This is a genomic window from Acinetobacter sp. YH12023 (assembly GCF_013420135.1).
GTDB classification, from domain to species: domain Bacteria; phylum Pseudomonadota; class Gammaproteobacteria; order Pseudomonadales; family Moraxellaceae; genus Acinetobacter; species Acinetobacter amyesii.
On sequence record NZ_VOYU01000005.1, the window covers coordinates 1 to 23102 of the forward strand.

Below are 23102 nucleotides of genomic sequence, written 5' to 3' on the forward strand. Positions count from 1 at the left end.
AAACTCTTCAGTTTAAAATCAATAGTACATATAGTGTACCAATCTTGGCTCATCAATTACTGACAAAAATTTGCTCAAATAAACTTCGAGTAATTTCTACCATCAATCAATGAAAATAATTTCGATCAATCAATCAGTAAAAATCCACACAAGTTGTTCTTCATAATCTCTTAATGATCTTCTTGTTGGTTCGTCACCAGCAAGCTAGGTCGGCTATATTACTCTTTATTTCTAAAGAGTCAACTGGTAATTCAAATTATTTTTAAACTTATCAAATAAAACCCAACTTAATCAATTCAACCAAGTCATTGTTTTATCAGAAGTTTTAATCTTCATCACCGCCGATGGATGTGCATTCTACAGCATTTCACATCCGTTGCAACACCTTTTTTAAAATAATTATTTTGAGCGCATAATTTTCACTCAAATTACATTTTTTTATTCATATTTTGATCAAATTTGGTTTAATAGTAATAAATCAAGATTATTTGAACGTTTTTACTTATTATACGGCAAACATTTTGCCGCGCTAAAAGCGTCAGGACTATATATGCGCCAAACTTCTTTTTTATATGCAGGATTATTGTCACTTGTCGTAACAACACCTGTATTTGCAAATGACGAGGCTTCAGCACCTGTTGCTCAAGACTCAGAAGCTGCCAATAAATCAAAAACACAACAACTTGCGCATGCTGCGATGGTCAAGTCATCTGAAGTTGCAAAAAAATTAACTGTAAATGCCAATGCAGCACAATCAGAAGAAGATAAAGACCCTTTCCAACCGATCAACCGGAAAGTTTACGCATTTAATGATTATTTAGATGTCCATATTGCCCGCCCTGTTGCTGTGCAATATGTAGCAAAAACTCCAAAGGATATTCGTGAATCTTATCGTTTATTCCGTAAAAATTTGGGCGAACCTTGGAATGCGTTTAACCAACTCATCCAAGGACGACCAACACGTGCCGCAAAAAGTCTAGGTCGCTTTACTGTTAATACACTGACAACTTTAGGCTTTGCTGACCCTGCGAGTCGTCTAGGCTTAGAAACCGAAGATGAAAATTTTGGTGCAACTTTAGGATATTACGGTATTCCTTCTGGTCCTTATATTGTTCTACCAGTGCTTGGTCCAAGCACATTGCGCCAAACCGTCGGTCTAGCAGTAGATAGTCAAGGACGTCCACAGAAATATATGCTTGATGGTCATGATGTGGCGTATTGGTCTGAGCAAACTTTACGTGGAATCGATACTCGCGCTCAATTACTGGATATTGAAGGTGTATTGCAAGGCGATAAATATGCTCAAATTCGCGACATCTATTTACAACGCCTGAATTATTCAATTTCTGAGAAAAAAGGTATCGCTGAAGAAAACTTATTTATTGATGAAGAAGATGACGATATTGATGAATCTGAAGATAATTCAACAGATGTTTCATCTGATGATTCTACCGATTTCATTGATGATAGCAGTTCAGATGATACCGACACGGTAACAACTGAATAAATAAAATTTTTCAATTGGCTGGTGTGGTTTTTCCCTCCAGCCATCATTAGCTTGCTATAGTACACTTATTGTCTATCTAAGGATTCATCTAATTCTTTATGTATTTCATTCAACCTACTCGTGATATTCCATATTTAGATCAGGTACTGGATGCGCTTCCTAGCGTACAAATGATTAACATTGAAGATCTAGACTTGTATGATCCAACGATCATTGCAATTGCTGATGTTGCTGACTTTTTAAATCACCAATGGACACTTCCTACCATTGTGCTCGCTTTTGAGCATGAAGGTGCTGCATTGGCTCAAGCGTGGCAACAAGGCGCTTTAGCAGGATGGGTGTGGGATCATATTCCAACCAACCTTCAAGTGGCACTCACTAAAATTGATGCGCAATACAAACGTAATCAAGACAGCCGTGATCTCCCTTCTGCTGCAGATTTGCAAAAACGTTTACTACCCAATCCGATTGAACTCCACAACTATAAAGTTGAAACATTCTTCCAACCATCTGCTTATTTATCGGGTGATTGGTACGATTACTGGAAAATCAGCGATAAAGAAATCATGTTTTATCTCGCAGATGTGTCTGGTCATGGGGTAACGAGTAGTTTACTAACCTCATGGATGGCTGCTTTCCACGGTCGTTCAAAAACCCCAAGAGAGTTAATCAAAAAACTCAATGGCATGTTGGTTCAAGAAAATATTGAAAAGCACATTACCATGATTGCGGGAATACTTAATCTCGATACGCATGTCTTGAAATGGTCTAGTGCAGGGCATTATCCGCCGGCCATTTTATTTGAACCCGGTCTTCCCGCACGAATTTTAAATACCAGTAGCTTTCCACTTGGCTTAACTGAAGACCTAGAAGTTGAAGAGTTTGAATTTACCTTAAATCGTTATTCGCGCTTTGTAATTTGCTCGGATGGCGCACTTGAACCTTTTGATGGTGGATTGAATGAACAGCTAGGTCAATTGGTTTATCACTTGCAAAATCAATCATTTCAAGCACCAGACCATGTTGCCGACGATATTGCCATCCTAAGTTTACGTCGAATCAATTAATCACGAAATCAACTACTTAAACCGAATAAGACTTTCTGATCATACTCGGCTACTTGAGTAAGCTGTGCCCCTATGGGATAATTTACTATCCTTCTCTGCAAATGGCATTTATATGTCAACAGGTCATGTTGAATATGCAAGCTTGAACGGAACGCATATTTTTAAGCTTATTGGCGAAGTGCGTGCCCAATCTTGTATTAGTCTAGACAAGTTATTAAACAAAATTGAACAGCAACAAAATGTCGTCGGTGCAATCGTTGATTTAACCCAAACGACATTTATCGATAGTACTGTTCTTGGCATTTTGGCGAAACTGGGTTTGAAGCTCAAACAAGTTCACCATATCCAAGCAGTAATGTTGTCTACAAACTCTGATATCACAACGCTTGCCAATAGCATGGGTTTAGGTCAGGTGTTTGTTATTTTGAATTATTGTGGTGATCCAAGTGTATGCACTCGCGCACTTATGGAAGAACACATTACCCATAGCAATATGCTGAATACGGTTTTAGATGCACACAAAACGCTGATGAAACTAAATGATAGCAACCAAAATATGTTTGAGCCTTTGGTCAAACAACTGCAAAAAGAGCAGGACAATCTAGAGCAACCCAAGCAGCAAAATGTCTAATTTAAGTTAATCACAGCAGAGACCCTCTTCGCATGACTTTACTTTCCGTTGTACAAATGAATTCTCAAAATGACATTGAAGATAACTTCAAAGTGATCGAATCATTGATGCAACAAAGTCAGGCTCAAGGTGCGAGTCTCATTGTATTTCCCGAAAATTTTGTCTGCTTTGCCGCAGGTAAACAACGTGAAACCGCGGCGCAATTTGAAAGTATTCAGCAGCGACTAGAACAACTCGCACATCGTTATCAACTTTGGATTGTTGCGGGCACACTCCCATGCCCTTATCGTCCAGATGGTTCAATCATTCAAGATGGCCGTGTCCGTACTGTCAGCCTGTGTATCAGCCCTGAACGTACCGAAGCACGTTATGACAAAATTCATTTATTTGATGTGCAAGTTGGTGACGCTGTCGGTGGCTATCAAGAATCAAAATTCTTTGAACCTGGGACTGAAACCGTAGTTGCAACAACACCTTTTGGCAATATTGGCCTGATGGTGTGCTACGACTTGCGCTTTCCTGAACTAGCTTTGAAACTTCGTAGCCAAGGTGCAAACATTTTAACGGCGCCTGCAGCTTTTACTTATACCACGGGTGAAATGCACTGGCAGTTGTTACTGCAAGCTCGTGCCATGGATAGTCAATGTGCTGTATTAGGTGCCGCACAACAAGGCTGGCATGGTGAAAAGCGTCAAACTTGGGGGCATGCTGGAGCAAGCAACAGCCGTGGTCAAATTTTAGCAATCACCGCAGAAGAAGGCGCTCAACTACTCACAGTTCCTTTTGACTTAGACGAGCAGCAACAGATTCGCGCATCAATGCCACTGATGCAGCACCGTGTTTTGGTTCAATATTGATTTTCACTCTGTATAAAATTACAAAAAAACTGAATATTATTTAAACAAAATCCCCCACGATATGATTTTGAACCATCATCTGAGGGATTAGAAAAATGACTTTAGAAAAAGCAGTTTATACAGCCCATGCAAAAGCCACTGGTGGTCGTGATGGTCGAGCAACGACGTCCGATGGTCATTTAGATGTTCAATTGGCAGTGCCGAAAATTATGGGGGGTACAGGTAATGGTACGAATCCTGAACAACTCTTCGCCGCTGGTTATTCAGCCTGTTTTTTAGGTGCAATGAAATTTGTGTCTAACCGAGATAAAATTTCGATTACCCCTGCTGCCTACGTCGAGGGTGATGTTGGTATCGGCCCTATTCCAACAGGATTTGGTATCGAAGTGACGCTTAATATTCATCTTGAGGGTATGGATGCAAGCGAGGCACAGAAATTGGTCGATGCTGCACATATTGTGTGCCCCTATTCAAATGCGACCCGAAACAATATTAATGTCACTTTGAATGTTTTGACTTAAATCCATTTGTACCTATCTATACAAAGCACTGTTTTAATTCCTTATAAAATAGTGCTTTGAGTTTTTTGACCTCTACACATCTACAGCTGAGCTCAAAATAAAATCTTATCCATTTCCAATACATTTAAATATTCATATTCAGCTACCAAAACCTTGCTAAAATATATAACGATTCTTATTTACATTCATTTATTGATCTATGATGCTTAAACCTCTCCTTATCAGTACATTGCTAATCAGCGCATCTACACTAAGTTTTGCCGAATTAACGCTGTCTGAAAAAGTCCGCCCTCAAATTAAATCCCTGGTCAATCCAGATATTCAACGTCTTGCGCTACCGCCAACACCGAACAACATGTCTTTACCTGCCTATGGTCAAGGCATCATTGGTTGGGGCACAGGCCCAGAGGGTGCAGCAGCGCGCTTAGCCAATATCAGTAAAGCCGACGTTGAAAAGCTTAAAACTCAAGATGTCACTTTAGAGATGGTTCAAACTTGGCAAAAGTTTTATGAAAATGAAACGCAGCGCAATGCAGGTAACCCAACCGCGCCCATTCGTGCTGAATTGATGAAGAAAGTTGTCAGTTTGTGGTAAGTGAAAGACCGTACAGCCCATATTTTTTGGGCTGTTTTTGTTCAAATTAAAATAAAAAATTATGAGACATTCGATAGAAAGAATAATGAATAAAATTTAAAAAATGTTTAATATTCAAACTATAATTAACTATACATCCATAAAAAATTAAAATCATTTTCAGGACTTTACAATGAAAACATACTTTTCGATGCTTTTTCTAAGCTTGGCCTTAGCCGCATGTAGCCAAACACCTGCGCCTGATTTTTCAGGGGAATGGAAACAAACACCTGACACGGAGAGCCTACGCAAACTTTCCATTAGCAAACAAGGCGATGACTACCAAATTAAAGACGAATTTTGGCTCGATAAAAATAATACTGAGCGCACTTCTAGTGCTTCATCCGGTATGGCCGAAGTGAATAATGATGTTTTGAAATATAAAGAGAGCAATAACATTGAAATGAAACTCAGTGATGCAACTCACCTCACTCTGACAGATAAAGCATACGATGCTGTTATTCATTTTGAAAAGATTAACTAAAGCAAAGCCCCGAGTCCTTGCACAGGCTTCGGGGCTTTATTTATATTTTACACTGACTATTCAGCCGCTTCATTCGTCACTCTGAGCACTTCTTCAATGGTGGTTTTACCTGCCAAAACTTTACGCAATCCATCATCACGTATTGAACCCGCATTTGCACGTACATGATTTTCTAACTCAAACTCAGCAGCATTACCATGAATGAGGCGACGTGTTTGCTCATCAATCGGAACGATTTCATAAATTGCGGTACGCCCTGTAAATCCAGTATGCGAGCATTGTTCGCAGCCTTTAGGTTGTGGCAATTTTAATTCGGCCGATGCATCGAGATGCTTAAATAAGTCTTTTTCAAAATCATCGGCATCATGCCAAGTCGCACAGTGACGGCACAAGGTTCGAACCAAACGCTGCGCCACCACACCGATCAATGAGCTTGAAAGTAGAAAGGGTTCAATCCCCATGTCTTTAAGACGGGTCACCGCACCGATTGCTGTATTGGTATGCAGCGTTGAAAGTACCAAGTGCCCTGTTAATGACGCTTGTACTGCAATTTCAGCAGTTTCTAAATCACGAATCTCCCCGACCATCACCACATCTGGGTCTTGGCGGAGCATGGCTTTTAATGCACGAGCAAAGGTCATATCGACTTTGGTATTGACCTGTGTCTGCCCGATCCCTTCAAGTTGATATTCAATTGGATCTTCTGCGGTCAAAATATTTTTTGAGCCATCATTTAAATCAGACAATGCCGCATATAAGGTTGTGGTTTTACCTGAACCGGTCGGCCCTGTAACCAAAATAATGCCATGCGGACGATGCACCAGTTGTTTCAGTCGATCATAATCATGTTGCATCAAGCCCAAATGGGTCATATTTAAACGCCCAGCTTGCTTATCGAGTAAACGCATCACCACACGCTCACCATAGGAAGACGGTAAAGTTGATACACGAACATCAACTTCTCGGCCTGCCAAACGCAGTGAAATACGACCATCTTGTGGAATTCGCTTTTCCGCAATATCGAGTTTAGCCATGACTTTAATCCGTGACACCAACAATGGCGCAAGTTCACGACGTGGCTGCACAATTTCACGTAACTGACCATCGACACGTAAGCGGACAGACAGCTTTTTTTCAAAGGATTCGATATGAATATCCGAAGCACCGACACGGATCGCTTCCGACAATAAGGCATTGATTAAGCGTACAATCGGTGCATCATCTTCCTGATCCATCAGATCTTCAGCTTCTGGCACAGAGTCCGCAAGGCTGAGTAAATCAGGATGATCTTCCAAACCCGCTGCAACTTGTTGAGACTCACCGGTGTCTCCGGCAAAGCTTGCACTGAGTAATTGATTAAACTCTTGCTCACTACATAATTGATATTGTGCAGGATGCCCTAAAAAGCGACGTGCTTCTTGTAAAGCCAACAGTGGCGTGCTGTCACGACGCACAATAAAAGCTTGATCACCCTCATATCGAAGCAATACGCCATGACGTTTGGCAAAACTATATGGTATTTGTAATTGTTTAAGTACTTGCATCACGCATTATAATGATGAAAAAAGTTGTTTTGAGTGTACTCTAAGCATCTTACAGCGTGAAGTCTGTTTTTAGGATTTATCAGGACAAGGGATATACGCATTGCCATTAGAAAATGATTTGACTGAAAAGGAATCCCCAAAACGTAAATGGTGGGGGGAATATCAATTTGAACTGAATCACCCGCGCAGTTGGCAGTTTGGGTCTTTATTGTTTCGTGTGACGCGCGGCATGCAAGAGTGGCGTATGGAATACCATCGCCCGACCTTTCAGTTTGACTATGAGCAACAATGGCATCTGATTCAAGACCCTGAATTTGGTTTTCCACAGCCCATTAAAATGGAACGTTATATGTTCCGCCAGACACATGACAAAATTCAAATTATGCCACGTTTGGCCGATCGGTCTGTGGTGATTAAACCGGTCGATCCGATTTATATTCCAGCCGGACAGCGCGGAACGTTATATATCAGCACACCGCTTTGGATTGCTGGTTTTGTCGAAGGTCTTAGAGAACCCTTGTTTGATATACCTGTGATTCTACCAAAAGATACCTGGTTTGGTCCGAATCATCGAATGGGTGAAATTTGCTATGCCACAGCAGTTGATGGTCGTACAGAACTTAAACAACTCAAACCTCGTGCTTTTCGTGCAGTAACCCCTATTGAGTTTCATAACGTGAGTAATCAACAGATTCGTTTTGACCGTATGAATGTCCCTGTACCGGCTTTGCCATTATTTTATAGTGAAAGTACAGGACGTTTATGGACTTCACAAATTCGAGTCGTGCATGAAGGTCATGACAAACCGCCGCGGGTCAAAATTGAAAACCGTACACCGCCACAAGCCGGTGACGTGATTTATCTGCATCCGCCACGCGAGTCAGCCAATGTGCTGTTTAATATGTTTGATTCATTTTTCTAAGGGCGAGCCATGGCAGATTTAAATATTTCGACAGAAATTACCAGCAGCCTAAAAGGAATGGTCGCCAATCTCAATACCGATCGGCTGACGGAATTATTGGTGGCTGTTTTACTGGCAGTCATCGGCTTTCTGATTGCACGTTTTATCTCGAATACCTTTATTCGTACTGTGGGTATGCGTTTCAATGCCCATCAGCAGTTGGTTTGGCGTCGCGGGATTTTCTATTTCATCTTTTTAATCTTTGTGATGGCCAGTTTAAAAGAAGCCGGCTTTAAACTCAGCGTCTTCTTGGGTGCAGCGGGTATTTTAACGGTCGCATTGGGTTTTGCCTCTCAAACGTCCGCATCCAACCTGATCAGCGGGATGTTCTTGATCGGTGAAGGATCTTTTGAGGTGGGTGATACCATTCAATTGACACTGATTCGTGGGCATACCATTGAAGGTGAAGTAATCTCGATTGATTTACTGTCGGTCAAATTACTCACGCAGGACAATGTCTATGTCCGTTTGCCGAATGAACAACTGATTCGGGCACCTGTGCATAACTTGTCTAAGTTTCCAATACGGCGCATTCCAATTACCCTTGCGATTAACTTTCATGAAGACATCATCAAAGTTCGCGAAGTTCTATTAGATGCCGTCAGTAAATATCCATTGGTCTTGGCCGATCCTAAACCTGCCGTGACCGTCACTGCCTTTCGAGAGTCATCCATTGAATTGCTTTTTGCTATTTGGTGTCAAAGAGAGAATTTCCTGAAAGTCCGCGATGAGATGCAAGAACGGATTCGAAATGCCTTTGTCGAAAATAAAATTGAAATCCCTGTCCCGAAAATGGGTTTTGTTGACCACCCACTTTCTACACAAGCAAGCGATGCTAACGTCGATCAATATGCCAATGCGCAAGAAATTCAACGAGAGCCTCAACTCAAATAATGGTCTATCGACTTGATATGAAAGGCCCTGCATATCTTCAAATGTGCAGGGTTTTTTTATCATGTACTTTTATAGCCATCGACCTGTATAGCTTAGTGATCTCGTACCTTTAAGAATTTCATCATGGTTCAACCTTGTCATTCGGCATGGGTGCAATATAGGCAATCAAAAGCATGGCAAAACCTGCCGCCATAAATGAAATCACTCGCATGAGTGTGCCGACATGAGATAAATCCAGCAAAACCAATTTCAAAGTGACCAAGACCAAAATACTGCCGCCGAGCAGCCAAACTGAACGTAATTGACACTGAGTGGCAAAGCGCATACTCACTAAAGCCAATAACACCCACAGCACGGTAAAACTTAGTTGAACGGTCGCATCACTCCAAATATCTAAACTGTTATAAGGCGTATCCAGATACCTATGTAAGGCACGGAGCACAACATAACTACTTAACCAAAGTAGCCCTAGGACACTCAACACGGCAGCCAAGCTACGATCTAAACCAGCTTTTAACTGTTGATTCAACATCCATAAAAAAGCCGCTAACAACAGCAAACTCACTGCATCAAAAGGATTCAGTATCGGCAAGATATATCCCACAAAGGCCTGCTGACTATATAATTGCGAACTAATGATCCAACTTAGAGCCAAAAACAAGCTGCTACGTGCTTGCCAAAACATTTTCCAGGCCGGTTGCTGCGCTTGCCAATAACACCATGCACAAAATATCAGCGGCAAAATTACCACACTGATATACGGCATACTGGGTATCAGCGTCAGACTGGTCCACGCCAAGCTACTCAAAATTCCGAGACTGACCCATTCTTTTTCTTCACGCACACCGAGTAATGGTCGTAGCCAAAGCAGCGTCAAGCTCAGCCCAGCGAATGCAAAATAAATCTGCTCCATCGTTGAATGCCAAATTAACTGACCGTTCTCACTCACTGAAATGACTTGGTACAGCCCCATCACATAAACAGGCACTAGACCCGTCCACTTAATGATGGACCAACTCCACGAAGCTTTTCGCTTTAACAAGCCTTCATTCACCACCAGATAGGCCACACTGACGATCAATAGACTCAAGGCCAATTGATGGCTAGTCTGCAGCCAATCTAAGAGCAACATGATAAACATGGTGGTTGCTGAGAGCATTTGCACACATTGAAAGGCAATACTCGAACTTGAAAGCTGTTTATGAAATGCAGGAACAGCGTGCGTCACGATAATGGCCGCCAAATAGCTCAAACACACGCCCCAATACATCTGTGCAGGGAAATGTGGCAGTTGAACCAAATAGTACAGACTTGAACAACCCGCCATTACCAAGAGCGCCATGCCTAAATAACGGCTGATATTGGACTGCTTGTATAGGGCATATATAAATATCAACGCACCTTCAACTGCCCAACCAACCACACTCCACTGCTCTTTCAATACTATCGGTGGAATCAATGCCAAGAATATTAAGGTCAAACTCAAATAACTTTGTGCAATCAGTGGGATCACAGCACTACGTTTACTGATGCTATACAGCGCGGCAAAAAGCGCCGCGAATAGCAAGCTATACCCCGCCTGCCATACCGTTTCCTCAAAATACATCAAATACAATGCCAGATAAGCAAGCACTGGTGCAGCAAAAATCAGTGCAATATCCAAGGCAGGTTTAAGCTGAAAATGCGCAAGATCCTGTTTCGCCAATAACTGGCTAAAACGAAAACCGAGCCAGATAAAAATCGCAGCGTGGACTAAAACCAGCACGCTCATCATCTGACGTTCGGTGGTGTATCCGTGGTAAAAAGCATATCCACCACCCATAATCACCGTCATCAAAAAAGCGATTTGATTTAGATATTTCCACGGTCTTAATGTACTCATGACCGCAACAGCAATATTAATCACAAGATAATAGGCAATAAATTCCGTTGCAGTTGCATCACGAACAGGCAAGGTAAATGGAGCAAGATAGGCGATCAGCATTGCCATGATTGCCAGTTCAACTGACTGTTGTTTCAAACTGAGCCAAATCGTCAATGCCATAAGCACTGCATACAGTACACAGGCTATGCCAAAGCCCGCAATCACAGCATTGTAATAGGCAAAAAATAAAGTCAAAAACAGCGCTGCAAGACCTAGACCTTCTAGAGCCAAGGCAAAACTGCGATTTTTGGTTTGTAGCCAAAAACCCAGTCCGACAACACCAGCACTGATCAAACTCACGATCAGCAGTTTCATGGCCAAGCTTAGTTGCCAATGCTCTGTGGCAAATCTGAGTAATAGCACCACGCCAATCACCAAGACCAGTACCGCCACTTTTAACACGGGATTACCTTGGAAAAGCCATTGCTGAATTTGACTAGATAGATTTGGCGCAGACTTGGATGGTGTATTAGAAGGCGTTGAATTGAATGATGCCTGATGTCTAGCTGTACCAACTGCCGTCGCGGGATGTACAGATGGTGTATCGTTAGAATCAAAATTTGCAGGACGGTCTATTGTCGACGCTGATATTGAAGTAGCTGCATGTATCGATTGCGACTGAAGCGCACGTCCTTGCAATAGATGCAGCTGACGTTCTAATCGTTTCAGCCAACGCAGAAAAAAATAGACCCACAGGCCAATCCCGATCGCAACCAAGTATCCCAATTCTGTTAACAGTCCAACGACCGTTAATAACGATGCAATATATAACGGAACCTTTGATGTCACTTGAAATGGTTGTTTTGATGAACTCAGTGCATCAGCGCCGTGCTGTAAATCATCGACATAATTCATCACACTGAGCATAAAACCGATGCCACTGATATAACTCAGGATACGGACATCTAAGTACCATGCCCCGATCCCTACCAAGATCAGCGTCATCAACCAAATCATCTTGATTTCATTATTCTGTTTCAGCATACCTGCTTCGTCATTTTCCTGAATGTTTTGATGATACATGAGCCTGACGGATGGATTAAAACTATTCATCAGTGATTCGGTAAGTTACATATACAATCTAGACTCAGCGTACGGGCAAAAAATCACGTACAATAAAACCGTTTTTAGGATTAGGAAATTATCAATGCCACCATTTGTCTTGGTCGATGGCTCATACTTTTTATTTCGTGCCTACCATGCACTGCCACCATTAACCACTTCAACCGGTTTGCATACCAATGCAATCCGAGGTGCCATTTCTGCCATCCAAAAATTAATGCGTCGTATCCAACCGACGCATATGGCCGTTATTTTCGATACACCTGAACCAACCTTCCGTCATGAATTGTCCCCGATTTATAAAGGTGACCGTCCAAGCATGCCTGAAGAATTATCACAACAAATTCCATATCTTCATGCATTAATTCGTGCTCTAGGGATTCCGCTGCATATGTTGCCGGGTGCTGAAGCCGATGACATTATCGGAACTTTAGCCAAACGCGCTGAAGCAGCCGGTCATCAAGTTTTGATCTCCACTGGTGACAAGGACATGGCGCAGCTCGTTACTGAGCGTGTCACTTTAGAAGACAGCTTCAAAGACAAACCGATGGACGTTCAAGGTGTTTTTGAAAAATTTGGGGTGTGGCCGAATCAAATCATTGACTACCTCACGCTGATGGGCGATGCCTCTGATGGTATCCGTGGTGTACCCGGTGTTGGCGCAAAAACGGCAGCGAAACTTTTAACCGAGTACGGCTCGATTGGCGGCATTTTAGAAAATGTCGACAGTATTAAAGGTAAAGTCGGTCAAAACATTAAAGACAATGTCGAAGGGATTGCTCTTGATCACCAACTGGCGAGTATTGTTTGTGACCTCGACATGGGTCTTAAATACGAAGATTTGAAACTTGCCGATCCAAATATTCCAGCACTTCGTGATTTATATACGGAACTAGAATTCCGTAACCAACTGCAGTCTTTAGATCATCCGAACAACCCCAATGGCGCAACCTACAAACAAGCAGCCAAAGCCATTAACACCACGGCGACTGTAGCCAATGCACCTGAAGTTGAAGATCAAGCGGACAAAACCAGTGTTGATGACTTACTTGGTGAAGCACGTTATCACACGGTATTGACTCAAGAAGATTGGGATGTGTTATTTAAACGTCTGAGCACTGAAAAGCGTTTTGCCTTTGATACTGAAACCACAAGCCTTGATTACCGCGTGGCACAGATTGTGGGTTTCTCAGTAGCTTTAGATGCACATGATGCCTATTACGTGCCGCTTGCGCATGATTATGAAGGTGCGCCGCAACAACTTGATCGCGACACGATCCTGAATCAACTCAAACCTTTACTTGAAGATAATGACGTACAAAAAATTGGTCATCATCTCAAATATGATGCACATGTCTTAGAAAATCATGGCATTCATTTGGCAGGTTGGTATTTCGATACCATGTTGGCCTCTTATGTCCTTAACTCTGTGGCTACACGTCATGGGATGGATGACGTCGCACGTTTGTATTTAAGTCATCTCACAACGACGTTCGAACAAGTGGCGGGCAAAGGTGCAAAACAAAAAACCTTTAACCAAATTGAGCTTGAAACGGCAGCCCATTATGCCGCAGAAGATGCCCATGTGACCTATCGTCTGTATGAAGTACTCGATAAGAAGTTACAAGCTCACCCGGAGCTGATCAATATTTTGTACAATATTGAAATGCCGGTTGCCCGTGTTCTAACCTCTATGGAAGAAAACGGCATTGAGCTAGATATGAACTTCCTCGACCAACTTGGTATGGAATTTGCCAATACCATTCAAAATTTAGAAACCGAAATTACCGATCTTGCGGGTCAAAGCTTCAATGTCAGCTCGCCAAAACAAGTGGGTGAAATTCTGTTTGATAAATTAGGTTTAAAAGGTGGCAAAAAGACCTCTACTGGTCAGTACAGCACCAGTGAAAGTGTGTTAGAAAAAATCGATCATCCGATTACTGATTTAATTTTGGAATATCGTGGTCTCTCTAAACTGAAAAGCACCTATACCGATGGTCTGTTAAAGCAAGTGAATAATGACACACATCGTGTGCATACCAGTTACCACCAAGCGTTAACGGCTACAGGTCGTTTGTCATCTACCGATCCAAACTTACAGAACATTCCTGTCCGTGAAGATATTGGACGTCAAATCCGTAAAGCCTTTATTGCACCTGAAGGTCGCATTTTATTGGCAGCCGATTACTCGCAAATCGAATTACGTTTAATGGCGCATTTCTCGCAAGATCATGCCTTGGTCGATGCCTTCAATCATGGGCAAGACGTACATAAACGTACTGCGGCAGAAGTTTTGGGCATTCCACTCGATGAAGTGACCAGCAACCAACGTCGTCAAGCCAAAGCGGTGAACTTCGGTCTGCTCTATGGCATGTCAGAATTCGGTTTGACCCGTCAACTGGGTTTCACTCGAGAAGAGTCGCGTAACTATATTGGTAAATACTTCCAACGCTACCCTGGTGTTTTGGAATATATGGAACGTACTCGCCAAGTCGCACGTGAACAAGGTTTTGTGGAAACTATTTTAGGTCGTCGTCTGTATACACCGGACATTATGGCGAGCAACAAAATGGTGAAACAAGGCGCTGAACGTGCAGCGATTAATGCGCCGCTACAAGGTTCTGCGGCGGATATCATTAAACTGGCCATGATTGCAGTCGATAAAATCTTACCGAAAGATCAAGCCAAAATGTTACTGCAAGTACACGATGAATTAGTGTTTGAAGTCGATGCTGCAATTGCCGATGAACTCTCTGCCCAACTGACTGAAGTGATGCAATCTGTGTTGAAAATTTCCGTTCCCCTGATTGTGGAAGTCGGTCAAGGTAATAACTGGGACGAAGCACACTAATTCATTCACGTTCATTCACGCCTTTCTCCCTCTAGGAGGAAGGTTGGATGGAGGTGAGATGTTTATTAGTTAGTATAAATATCTTGTTTTACACCTCATATTAAATCCACAAAAAAGGACGCCGAGGCGTCCTTTTTTATTAAACTCGTCTTAGCTCAGATTAAAGACCAGTCAATAATGCAATTGCGACTTGCTTCATAATGGTTTCCGCAACCAACAATGCCAAAATCGCAAAAATTGGTGATAAGTCAATCATCCCCATATTTGGAAGAATACGGCGGAATGGTGCAAGTAGCGGTTCCGCCAGCTCTTGAACCACTTCAATATAAGGCGAACGTGACTGACTAAACATCACGACCCAACTCAAAATAATCGATGCAAAAATTAAGTAACGACAGAAACGGATTAAATCCTGAATCATGGTCACAAAGGTCATAATGATCAAATGGAATGGACTATTCACCGCCACGCCAGACAAATACATCAAACCAAACATTTTTAACAAATACAGAATCACCACCAACACCAAAGCTGCAGTATTCACTCGACCTTTGGCCAAAGTTGGGAAAATTCGGCTAAAGATATCGACAATTTTTGTTGCTTTTGCTGTTGCCAAAACCACAGGGTTATATGGACTCACGGCAGCAAGCTGCATTAAAAAGCGGAAAAATACGAGCAAAATTGCAACGTTAATAATGATTCCAAAAATTTGAGCAGAGCCCATACTTGAACTTTCCTAAATCAAATCGAATTATTTGGTGCTTTCGCTTAACTCTTGTGCCAACTCTTGGCTACGCTTTTGCGCTGCGGCTAAAGCGGCCTGAATATTTTGTGAAATTTGAGCATGATCAAATACTTCAATCGCAGCTTGTGTTGTACCGTTTGGAGAGGTTACATTTTTACGCAACTCCGCAGGACTGTTGGCACTGGTAATCGCCATTTGTGCAGCGCCCAATGCAGTTTGCAAGGTTAGCGCTGTAGCTACTTTTTCATCCAAGCCCATGTTTTTACCTGCACGGATCATACTTTCCATCATATAGAAAAAGTATGCAGGACCTGAACCAGAAACTGCTGTTACCGCGTCAATCTGAGCTTCTGAGTTTACCCAAAGTGTTAAACCCGTTGAAGCCAAAACTTGACTTGCAAGATCACGATCTTCAGCCGAAACCGCTTCACCTGCATACAAACCATGCGCACCGGTTTGAACTAAAGCCGGTGTGTTTGGCATGACACGAACAATACGCTCTGTGCCTAATAGTTTTGAAATCGTTGCAATTTCTGCACCTGCAACAATTGAAATCACTAACTTCCCTTCTAGCAACCCTTGTAATGGTGCCAAAACTTTTGCCAACACCTGAGGTTTAACGGCAAAAAGAACAATGTCAGCTTCTCGAATTGCTGCAACATTATCATCGGTCACATGCAAATCTTTTTCAGCCAAAAGCTCACGTACTTTTTCTACGGGATCTGAAACTGTAATACGTGTAGTCGGGACACCACGTGCAATTAGGCCACCAATTAAAGCCTGTGCCATGTTGCCGCCACCAATGAAACTGATATTACAATTTAGAATTGCGCTCATGATTGAAGATCCGATATTGCAGATTTAGCGTTAAGAGATAATGTCGGTTGCCAGCCAGCTTGAGTACAAAATTCAGACTGCGCCAACCAAAAGCCCTGAGGCGTAAAGACGCCTAGCATAACATTATCTCGGCTTAATATTTGAATAGTATGACGTCGCCATGGAAAAATTTGCGCCTGCTGAATGGCTTTTTTCAAAGGCCAACTTCCGACACGACCATATAAATGAATTTTTTCACCTCCAAGACGTGGGCGAATCTGCAGTTGCTGCCCCAATAATTCAGGTGATAAACCAACCTTTGAGGGTTGAATCACAAAATGGCCGGCAGGCAACTTGAGGCACTGACCTGCAACACAAGTTACAACCTCAACCTCTTGAATGGGTTCAGTTTGAAGATAATCCGCTTTGGCAATCCGATGAAGTTGCTGTTGAAAGCGCAGATAATAAAATCCATTCCAGTGTAGTGCCGCTTGCGAGTCTTCGCGTGAGTTAATCACTTCTGAAACTAAACGCTGTACCATTTCAAAGCTTGGACGATATTGCCCCTCACCTTTCATCCAGTGCGATAACAACTGACGCTGACGTGCCAGACTGAGCTGTTGTAAAGCCTCCAAAGATAACACTTGCGATGAACCACAGGCCGCTAAATCTTGTTGCAACACCTCAAGTAAAATTTCATCAGCATCTTGCATCAAGTAACTGGTTCGACTCAGAGCTTGCTGCATTTTAGGAAATCGATCGCTGAGTAACGGCCACAAAATCTCACGACTCCACGCGCGGTCATAGTCGGTATCAAAATTGGTGAGATCTTGAATATTTTGCACATGCAGCTGTGCTGCCCATTGGCAAATTTGCTCACGTGAAAGATCTAATAGGGGACGCCATAAAGTAAAATCTTCACGTACATCGAATTTTTTCATGGCAGCAAGGCCATGGACACCGGCACCTGAAAGTAGCCGCAATATCAGTGTCTCGGCTTGATCTTGCTGATGATGCGCAAGTAGCAATATTTCATCTGCTTGTAAATGTTGGGCAAAGGCTTGATAGCGGGCTGAGCGGGCTTGGTTTTCAAGGTTACCTTGCGCAACCTGAACTTTTTGTATAATGAATGGAAGATTTAGCGCTGCACACTGAGCACGTACAAACTCACCCCAAGCGTGACTACACGCTTGTAGTTGGTGATCAATATAAATCACCCGTATTTTTTCAGGGCACAAAAACGACATAAGATGCAGCAGCAACATGGAATCCATGCCACCACTACATCCTATTAAAAATCGGCTTTGTTCAGGCAGCGCCTGAATTTGACTTAAGCAGTCAGCCCTAAATTGTCGCTGCCAAACTTCATTAAACGCTGATAACGCGCTTCGCATCGTTCGTTTGCATCCATTGGTTGCAGTTCTTCTAGAGCTTGCTTCAAGACCACTTTCAAATCCTGCATGACTTTTTCAGGGTTTAAATGTGCGCCTTCCGCTTCGTCCACCACGTATTCTACAATGCCCATCTTCTGCAATTTATCTGCCGTCAATGCCAATGCTTCACTTGCTTGTTCTGCTTTTTCTGCAGTTTTCCACAAAATAGATGCACAGCCTTCAGGTGAAATTACTGAATAAATACTGTGAGATAGCATAATCACACGGTCAGCTACGCCAATACCGAGCGCACCACCCGAACCACCTTCACCCAATACCGTTGCCACTACAGGCACTTTGAGTGAAGAAAGCTGAGCTAAGCTGGTTGCAATCGCTTCAGCCTGACCACGTTCTTCTGCACCCACACCTGGGTAGGCACCCATGGTATCAATAAAGGTAAAGACTGGCAGATTAAAACGCTCCGCCATATCCAATAAACGCTGCGCTTTACGGTAACCTTCGGGGTTACTCATACCAAAATTATGTTGTAATTTTTCACGTGTACTACGACCACGGTGCTGACCTACAATCATCACAGGCTGACCATCTAAACGAGCCAAACCACCAATCATCGCTCCGTCATCACCAAATAGGCGGTCACCGTGCAAAGCATCGAACTCTGTAAAAATTTCGCCAACATAATCCAAAAACTGCGGACGTTCAGGATGACGTGCGATCTGAACCGTAGTCCAGGCTTTAGATTGAGCTGCTTTATTTTTCATAGGTCGATCATTATCCCTAACTTAACTGGTCTGTTAATTGATAAATTGTTCCGACTGGATATTCAGTTCAATATCCCAATGCTTAAATTGCACCTGCTCATCATGCAAGTCTGCAACCAACAAAGGCCACTGTTTGGCATCACCAGAAACACTAAGTTGCCATTGTTGCGCATTGTCCACGCTTAATTCAATGGCAGGAAGCATCTCATCGCTGCGACTATGATTTAATAAAACTGCTAAACGAAGCAATAGACATAAGTAAACAAGTTTGTTACCACCGACTTTCATCACATCAATGCGCGCGTCACTACGTAACTTACGACGATGATGCGCCACTAAATGCGACAAATGGTTTTGATCAATTTGTGAGAAACCCGGAATATCCGAATGTTGCAGTAAATAAGCACCATGACGATGGTAACCACTATGACTGATCGCTAAGCCAATTTCATGCAAATACGCTGCACGACGCAGTAAATCACTGTCATCACTGGTCAAATTCAGTGCGGTCGCCACACCATTAAACAGTTGTTGAGCGGTATTTACCACACGTTCAGCTTGTTTCATATCTGCGTTGTAGCGACCCATCAACGCATGTACAGAACGGTCACGAACATCTTCATGTTGGAAACGTCCCAATAGGTCGTACATCACGCCTTCACGTAACGCGCCATCAGAATAAACCAATTTATCGATATTCAACACATCAAAGACGGCATACAAAATGGCAATGCCGGCTGGCAAAACTGCTCGACGGTCTTCTTTTAGACCATCAAATTCCATTTCATTGACATGCTTATATTTAAGCAATTTATCTTTGAGTTTAAATAAACCGTCACGTGTCAGTTCTTCCTGATCGTTGCTCCAGCCCATATTGACACAAATCTGACGACATGCTTTGATCGTGCCACTTGAACCGACAACAGTATCCCAGCCCGCAGCTTTATAAGTGTTGGCAATGCCTGCGATTTCCTTGCGAGCAGCATTTACCGCTTTATCAAAACTTTTCAGGTTAATTTCACCATCAGCAAAAAACGCTTTGGTAAAAGCGACACAGCCCATTTGCACAGATTCTGTATGAATCGGTTCAAACTCTTCACCAATAATCAACTCTGTTGACCCCCCACCGATATCAATCACAAGGCGGCGACCACTATTTGCCATAGTATGTGAAACCCCTAAATAAATGAGACGGGCTTCTTCACGACCAGCAATGATTTCAATTGGTTTTGGTAAAATTTCAGCGGCTTTTTGAATAAATTCATGACCATTTTTTGCTTGACGCAAGGCATTAGTCGCCACAATACGTAAACGGTTAGCTTGTACAGGATTTAAACGCCCCACAAAACGTGCTAGGCAGGCTAATCCTCGTTGCTGTGCGGCTTCAGTCAAATTTTTATTTTCGTCTAGACCTGCGGCAAGCTGTACTTTTTCTGACATTGATGCAACTTTTTTCACTTCACCATGGTCTACGCGTGCGATAGCCAAGTGGAAGCTGTTCGATCCCATATCGATAGCAGCAAGTAATTCTTCATCAATCAAAAAATCAGACATTATTCAAAAAAACCTGTTCAGAATTGTGCTTAGATTAATTCACATACATGCAATTTAAAAGCCATTTATGAGTAGTTCGGGCGGAACTTATCGATTTTTTATCTGAAGCAATGATAGTCATACACGATCATCGGCATCGTGTTCATCCATTAGACAAACTCGCCATTCAGGTCGAAAATTTACATAACCCCCTACATTGTTATAGTTGGCTATGTAATACTTATAAACATAGAGTCAACTTAAAAATTAATTCCGGAGCAAAATCCATGTCTGGCAATATCGTAAATACAACTGATGAAAACTTCCAAGCCGATGTACTAGAGTCTGATACTCCTGTACTTGTAGATTTCTGGGCAGGTTGGTGTGCTCCTTGTAAAGCCATTGCACCTGTACTTGAAGTACTTTCAACTGAGTTTGAAGGCAAAGTTAAAATCGTTAAAGTAGACGTAACTTCTTGCGAACAAACAGCTGTAAACTACAACATCCGTAACATTCCTGCATTATTAATGTTTAAAAACGGCGAAGTTGTAGCAACCCAAGTCGGTGCCGCACCAAAATCTAAATTGACAGCTTTCATCGAAGAAAACATCTAATATTTTTTCGATAAAAACACTCGAAAATACGCTGTTTTACACAGCGTATTTTTTTGGTTGATAAATTGACAAATGCTGTGTTCTCTCTTATATTGTTTACTCAAGAAATTAAGGATCTCAAATCCTGTCATTTTCTTACAACACAACACATACAATGCCGCTCGGCAACAGAATTGTTTTTCACATCTCTCTTCATATAACGAATCAGATCTCTGAATTGTTTTGTGCAAACCAATTGCTATCGTTTCTTGCATGATCGCGGCACATTTGTTGCTCCCTTTTCCAACCTGTACCTCAGAATTTTAGATTCTATCTGACCACCTATGAACTTAACCGAACTCAAGAAAAAACCGATTGGCGAACTCATCAAGATTGCCGAGTTTATGGGCCTCGAAGGAATGGCTCGTAACCGTAAGCAAGATATTATTTTTGCCATCTTAAAGCGCCACGCAATGAACGGCGAAGAGATTTTTGGTGATGGCGTTCTAGAAATTCTGTCGGACGGCTTTGGTTTCTTACGCTCTGCAGCGGGTTCTTACCTAGCCGGCCCTGACGATATCTATGTGAGCCCATCACAAATCCGTCGCTTCAACCTTCGTACTGGTGACACTATTACAGGTACGATTCGTCCACCTAAAGAAGGCGAACGTTACTTTGCATTATTAAAAGTTAATCAAATTAACTACGACACACCCGAAAACTCACGTAATAAGATTCTTTTCGAAAACTTAACACCTTTATTTCCAACCGAACAATTGGTAATGGAATTAGGTAATGGTACAACAGAAGACTTAACTGCGCGTGTGGTTGACTTGGTTGCTCCAATTGGTAAAGGTCAACGTTCAATTATCGTTGCACCGCCAAAAGCGGGTAAAACCATGTTGTTACAAAACATCGCTCAGTCGATTGTTCGTAACAATCCTGAATGTTTCTTGATTGTCCTTTTGATTGACGAACGTCCTGAAGAAGTAACAGAAATGGAACGTACTGTTCGTGGTGAAGTAGTTGCTTCAACATTCGATGAATCACCAGCTCGTCACGTACAAGTTGCAGAGATGGTGATTGAAAAAGCGAAACGTCTTGTAGAACACAAAAAAGACGTGGTGATTTTGCTAGACTCAATTACTCGTTTAGCCCGTGCTTACAACACCGTGATTCCGTCATCTGGTAAAGTTCTTACTGGTGGTGTGGATGCCCATGCTTTAGAACGTCCAAAACGTTTCTTCGGTGCAGCACGTAATATCGAAGAAGGTGGTTCACTGACAATTATCTCAACTGCGTTGATTGAAACTGGCAGTAAGATGGATGAAGTGATCTACGAAGAATTCAAAGGTACAGGTAACCAAGAAATTACCCTAGACCGTCGTATTGCTGAAAAACGCGTGTTCCCTGCGATGAACATCAAAAAATCAGGTACACGTCGTGAAGAGCGTTTGATGTCTGAAGATAACCTACGTAAAGTTTGGATTTTACGTAAATTGCTTCATACACAAGACGAACTTGCAGCGATGGAATTCTTGCTTGATCGCATGAAAGAAACCAAAACCAATGATGATTTCTTTGATCAAATGAAACGTAAAGCATCCAACTAAGTTGAATGTTTGACTGAAAAGGCCATCTATAACGATGGCCTTTTTATTTGGTTGACTTTGGTTACACAAAGAAACATTTGATGGATTTCCATGTAAACTTATTTTCAAGCTTCTGATTATAAAAAATATATTTTAAAAAACCCTATTCTTTTTAGTAGTTTATTTGCTATTTAGCCAATATAAAACTTTCTCTTAATTGTTATTTTCTGTTAAAAAATGGCCGTTTTTCACCTATTTTTAACGGTTTTTTCAAAGTCACTAGTAGCATTTCAAAATACTCAGTGATAGCATACACGCAGACCAGTTAGACTGCTCTATGCATTTTTAATACCTATTCAAATTAGGCATAATAAAAGCACACAACAGACTAACGCAGGTTATTTTTTAATCTCATATTTTAGAGAGTGATGCCATGTTATTCAAAAAAATCGCTATTGCTGCTGCAGTTGCTACTACTTTAGCTTTCGTTGGTTGTGCTAAAAAAACTGAAGAAGCTGCTCCTGCTGCTGCATCTGAAGCTGCTGCTTCTGAAGTAGTTGCTGCGTCTGACGCTGCTGCTGTTGAAGCTTCTGCTGCTGCATCTGAAGCTACTGCTGCTGCTTCTGAAGCTACTGCTGCTGCATCTGAAGCTACTGCTGCTGCTTCTGAAGCTCAATAATCTAACCGATTATTCAGCACAAAAAGAGAGCCCTTTGGCTCTCTTTTTTATT

Annotated in this window: 20 protein-coding genes; 13 read left to right on the forward strand and 7 right to left on the reverse strand. The window is 42.1% G+C overall.

Annotated features, from left to right (window positions below; genetic code table 11):
• Positions 1-550: 550 nt before the first annotated feature.
• From FTT92_RS06755 to FTT92_RS06785, 7 genes are all read left to right on the forward strand, one after another.
• Entirely contained in the window at positions 551-1507 is a 957-nt protein-coding gene (locus FTT92_RS06755) for a VacJ family lipoprotein (protein ID WP_180171721.1), read from the forward strand.
• Positions 1508-1605: 98 nt separating this feature from the next.
• On the forward strand, positions 1606-2574 hold the full coding sequence (gigA, locus tag FTT92_RS06760; RefSeq protein ID WP_078189557.1) for an RsbU family protein phosphatase GigA: 969 nt from the start codon (positions 1606-1608) through the stop codon (positions 2572-2574).
• Between the two features lie 112 nt (positions 2575-2686).
• On the forward strand, positions 2687-3205 hold the full coding sequence (gene gigB, locus FTT92_RS06765; protein ID WP_078189558.1) for an anti-anti-sigma factor GigB: 519 nt from the start codon (positions 2687-2689) through the stop codon (positions 3203-3205).
• Between the two features lie 32 nt (positions 3206-3237).
• Positions 3238-4062, forward strand: coding sequence for a carbon-nitrogen hydrolase family protein (locus tag FTT92_RS06770; RefSeq protein WP_180171722.1), 825 nt, complete (start codon positions 3238-3240; stop codon positions 4060-4062).
• 95 nt (positions 4063-4157) lie between these two features.
• Complete coding sequence (locus FTT92_RS06775) at positions 4158-4583, forward strand: organic hydroperoxide resistance protein (RefSeq protein ID WP_111884709.1); 426 nt, start codon at positions 4158-4160, stop codon at positions 4581-4583.
• A 202-nt stretch (positions 4584-4785) separates the two neighbouring features.
• Positions 4786-5178, forward strand: coding sequence for a DUF4951 domain-containing protein (locus tag FTT92_RS06780; protein WP_180034859.1), 393 nt, complete (start codon positions 4786-4788; stop codon positions 5176-5178).
• 172 nt (positions 5179-5350) lie between these two features.
• Positions 5351-5701 carry a hypothetical protein gene (locus FTT92_RS06785; RefSeq protein ID WP_180084645.1) on the forward strand — a complete coding sequence of 117 codons (351 nt, stop codon included), beginning with the start codon at positions 5351-5353 and terminating at the stop codon, positions 5699-5701.
• Positions 5702-5757: 56 nt separating this feature from the next.
• On the opposite strand, the gene gspE is transcribed toward FTT92_RS06785, so the two are convergent.
• Complete coding sequence (gene gspE, locus FTT92_RS06790) at positions 5758-7245, reverse strand: type II secretion system ATPase GspE (RefSeq protein ID WP_180171723.1); 1488 nt, start codon at positions 7243-7245, stop codon at positions 5758-5760.
• Between the two features lie 100 nt (positions 7246-7345).
• Here gspE and FTT92_RS06795 point away from each other — a divergent pair, with 100 nt between their 5' ends.
• Together FTT92_RS06795 and FTT92_RS06800 are read left to right on the forward strand one after the other, a co-directional pair.
• Positions 7346-8167 (forward strand): hypothetical protein, encoded by an 822-nt coding sequence (locus tag FTT92_RS06795; protein WP_180065853.1) that lies wholly within the window; start codon positions 7346-7348, stop codon positions 8165-8167.
• Between the two features lie 9 nt (positions 8168-8176).
• Positions 8177-9100, forward strand: a complete 924-nt coding sequence (locus FTT92_RS06800) for a mechanosensitive ion channel family protein (RefSeq protein WP_180007243.1) — start codon at positions 8177-8179, stop codon at positions 9098-9100.
• 121 nt (positions 9101-9221) lie between these two features.
• Here FTT92_RS06800 and FTT92_RS06805 read toward each other — a convergent pair whose 3' ends face one another.
• Complete coding sequence (locus FTT92_RS06805) at positions 9222-12008, reverse strand: DUF2339 domain-containing protein (RefSeq protein ID WP_180171811.1); 2787 nt, start codon at positions 12006-12008, stop codon at positions 9222-9224.
• Between the two features lie 163 nt (positions 12009-12171).
• Here FTT92_RS06805 and polA point away from each other — a divergent pair, with 163 nt between their 5' ends.
• Positions 12172-14937, forward strand: coding sequence for a DNA polymerase I (polA, locus tag FTT92_RS06810; protein WP_180171724.1), 2766 nt, complete (start codon positions 12172-12174; stop codon positions 14935-14937).
• Positions 14938-15097: 160 nt separating this feature from the next.
• Here the strand turns inward: polA and FTT92_RS06815 are convergent, their stop codons facing one another.
• From FTT92_RS06815 to ppx, 5 genes are read right to left on the reverse strand one after another with little or no spacing between them, the layout of a single operon-like run.
• Positions 15098-15661 carry a YggT family protein gene (locus FTT92_RS06815; protein WP_078189567.1) on the reverse strand — a complete coding sequence of 188 codons (564 nt, stop codon included), beginning with the start codon at positions 15659-15661 and terminating at the stop codon, positions 15098-15100.
• A gap of 27 nt (positions 15662-15688) precedes the next feature.
• Positions 15689-16519: a pyrroline-5-carboxylate reductase gene (gene proC / locus FTT92_RS06820; RefSeq protein ID WP_078192626.1), complete on the reverse strand. Its 831-nt coding sequence runs from the start codon at positions 16517-16519 to the stop codon at positions 15689-15691.
• Positions 16516-17892, reverse strand: coding sequence for a tRNA lysidine(34) synthetase TilS (gene tilS, locus FTT92_RS06825; RefSeq protein ID WP_180171725.1), 1377 nt, complete (start codon positions 17890-17892; stop codon positions 16516-16518). Before tilS ends, proC begins: the two co-directional genes overlap by 4 nt.
• Positions 17829-18653, reverse strand: a complete 825-nt coding sequence (locus FTT92_RS06830) for an acetyl-CoA carboxylase carboxyltransferase subunit alpha (protein WP_078189570.1) — start codon at positions 18651-18653, stop codon at positions 17829-17831. Before FTT92_RS06830 ends, tilS begins: the two co-directional genes overlap by 64 nt.
• 33 nt (positions 18654-18686) lie before the next feature.
• Positions 18687-20207 (reverse strand): exopolyphosphatase, encoded by a 1521-nt coding sequence (gene ppx, locus FTT92_RS06835; RefSeq protein ID WP_078192628.1) that lies wholly within the window; start codon positions 20205-20207, stop codon positions 18687-18689.
• 266 nt (positions 20208-20473) lie between these two features.
• Between ppx and trxA the strand changes: the two genes are divergently transcribed.
• From trxA to FTT92_RS06850, 3 genes are all read left to right on the forward strand, one after another.
• Positions 20474-20800, forward strand: coding sequence for a thioredoxin (gene trxA / locus FTT92_RS06840; RefSeq protein WP_078192629.1), 327 nt, complete (start codon positions 20474-20476; stop codon positions 20798-20800).
• Between the two features lie 323 nt (positions 20801-21123).
• Positions 21124-22392 (forward strand): transcription termination factor Rho, encoded by a 1269-nt coding sequence (rho, locus tag FTT92_RS06845; protein WP_067731074.1) that lies wholly within the window; start codon positions 21124-21126, stop codon positions 22390-22392.
• A 412-nt stretch (positions 22393-22804) separates the two neighbouring features.
• A complete protein-coding gene (locus tag FTT92_RS06850; RefSeq protein ID WP_078192631.1) occupies positions 22805-23050 on the forward strand; it encodes a hypothetical protein in 246 nt (81 codons plus the stop codon).
• The last annotated feature ends 52 nt before the right edge of the window (positions 23051-23102 follow it).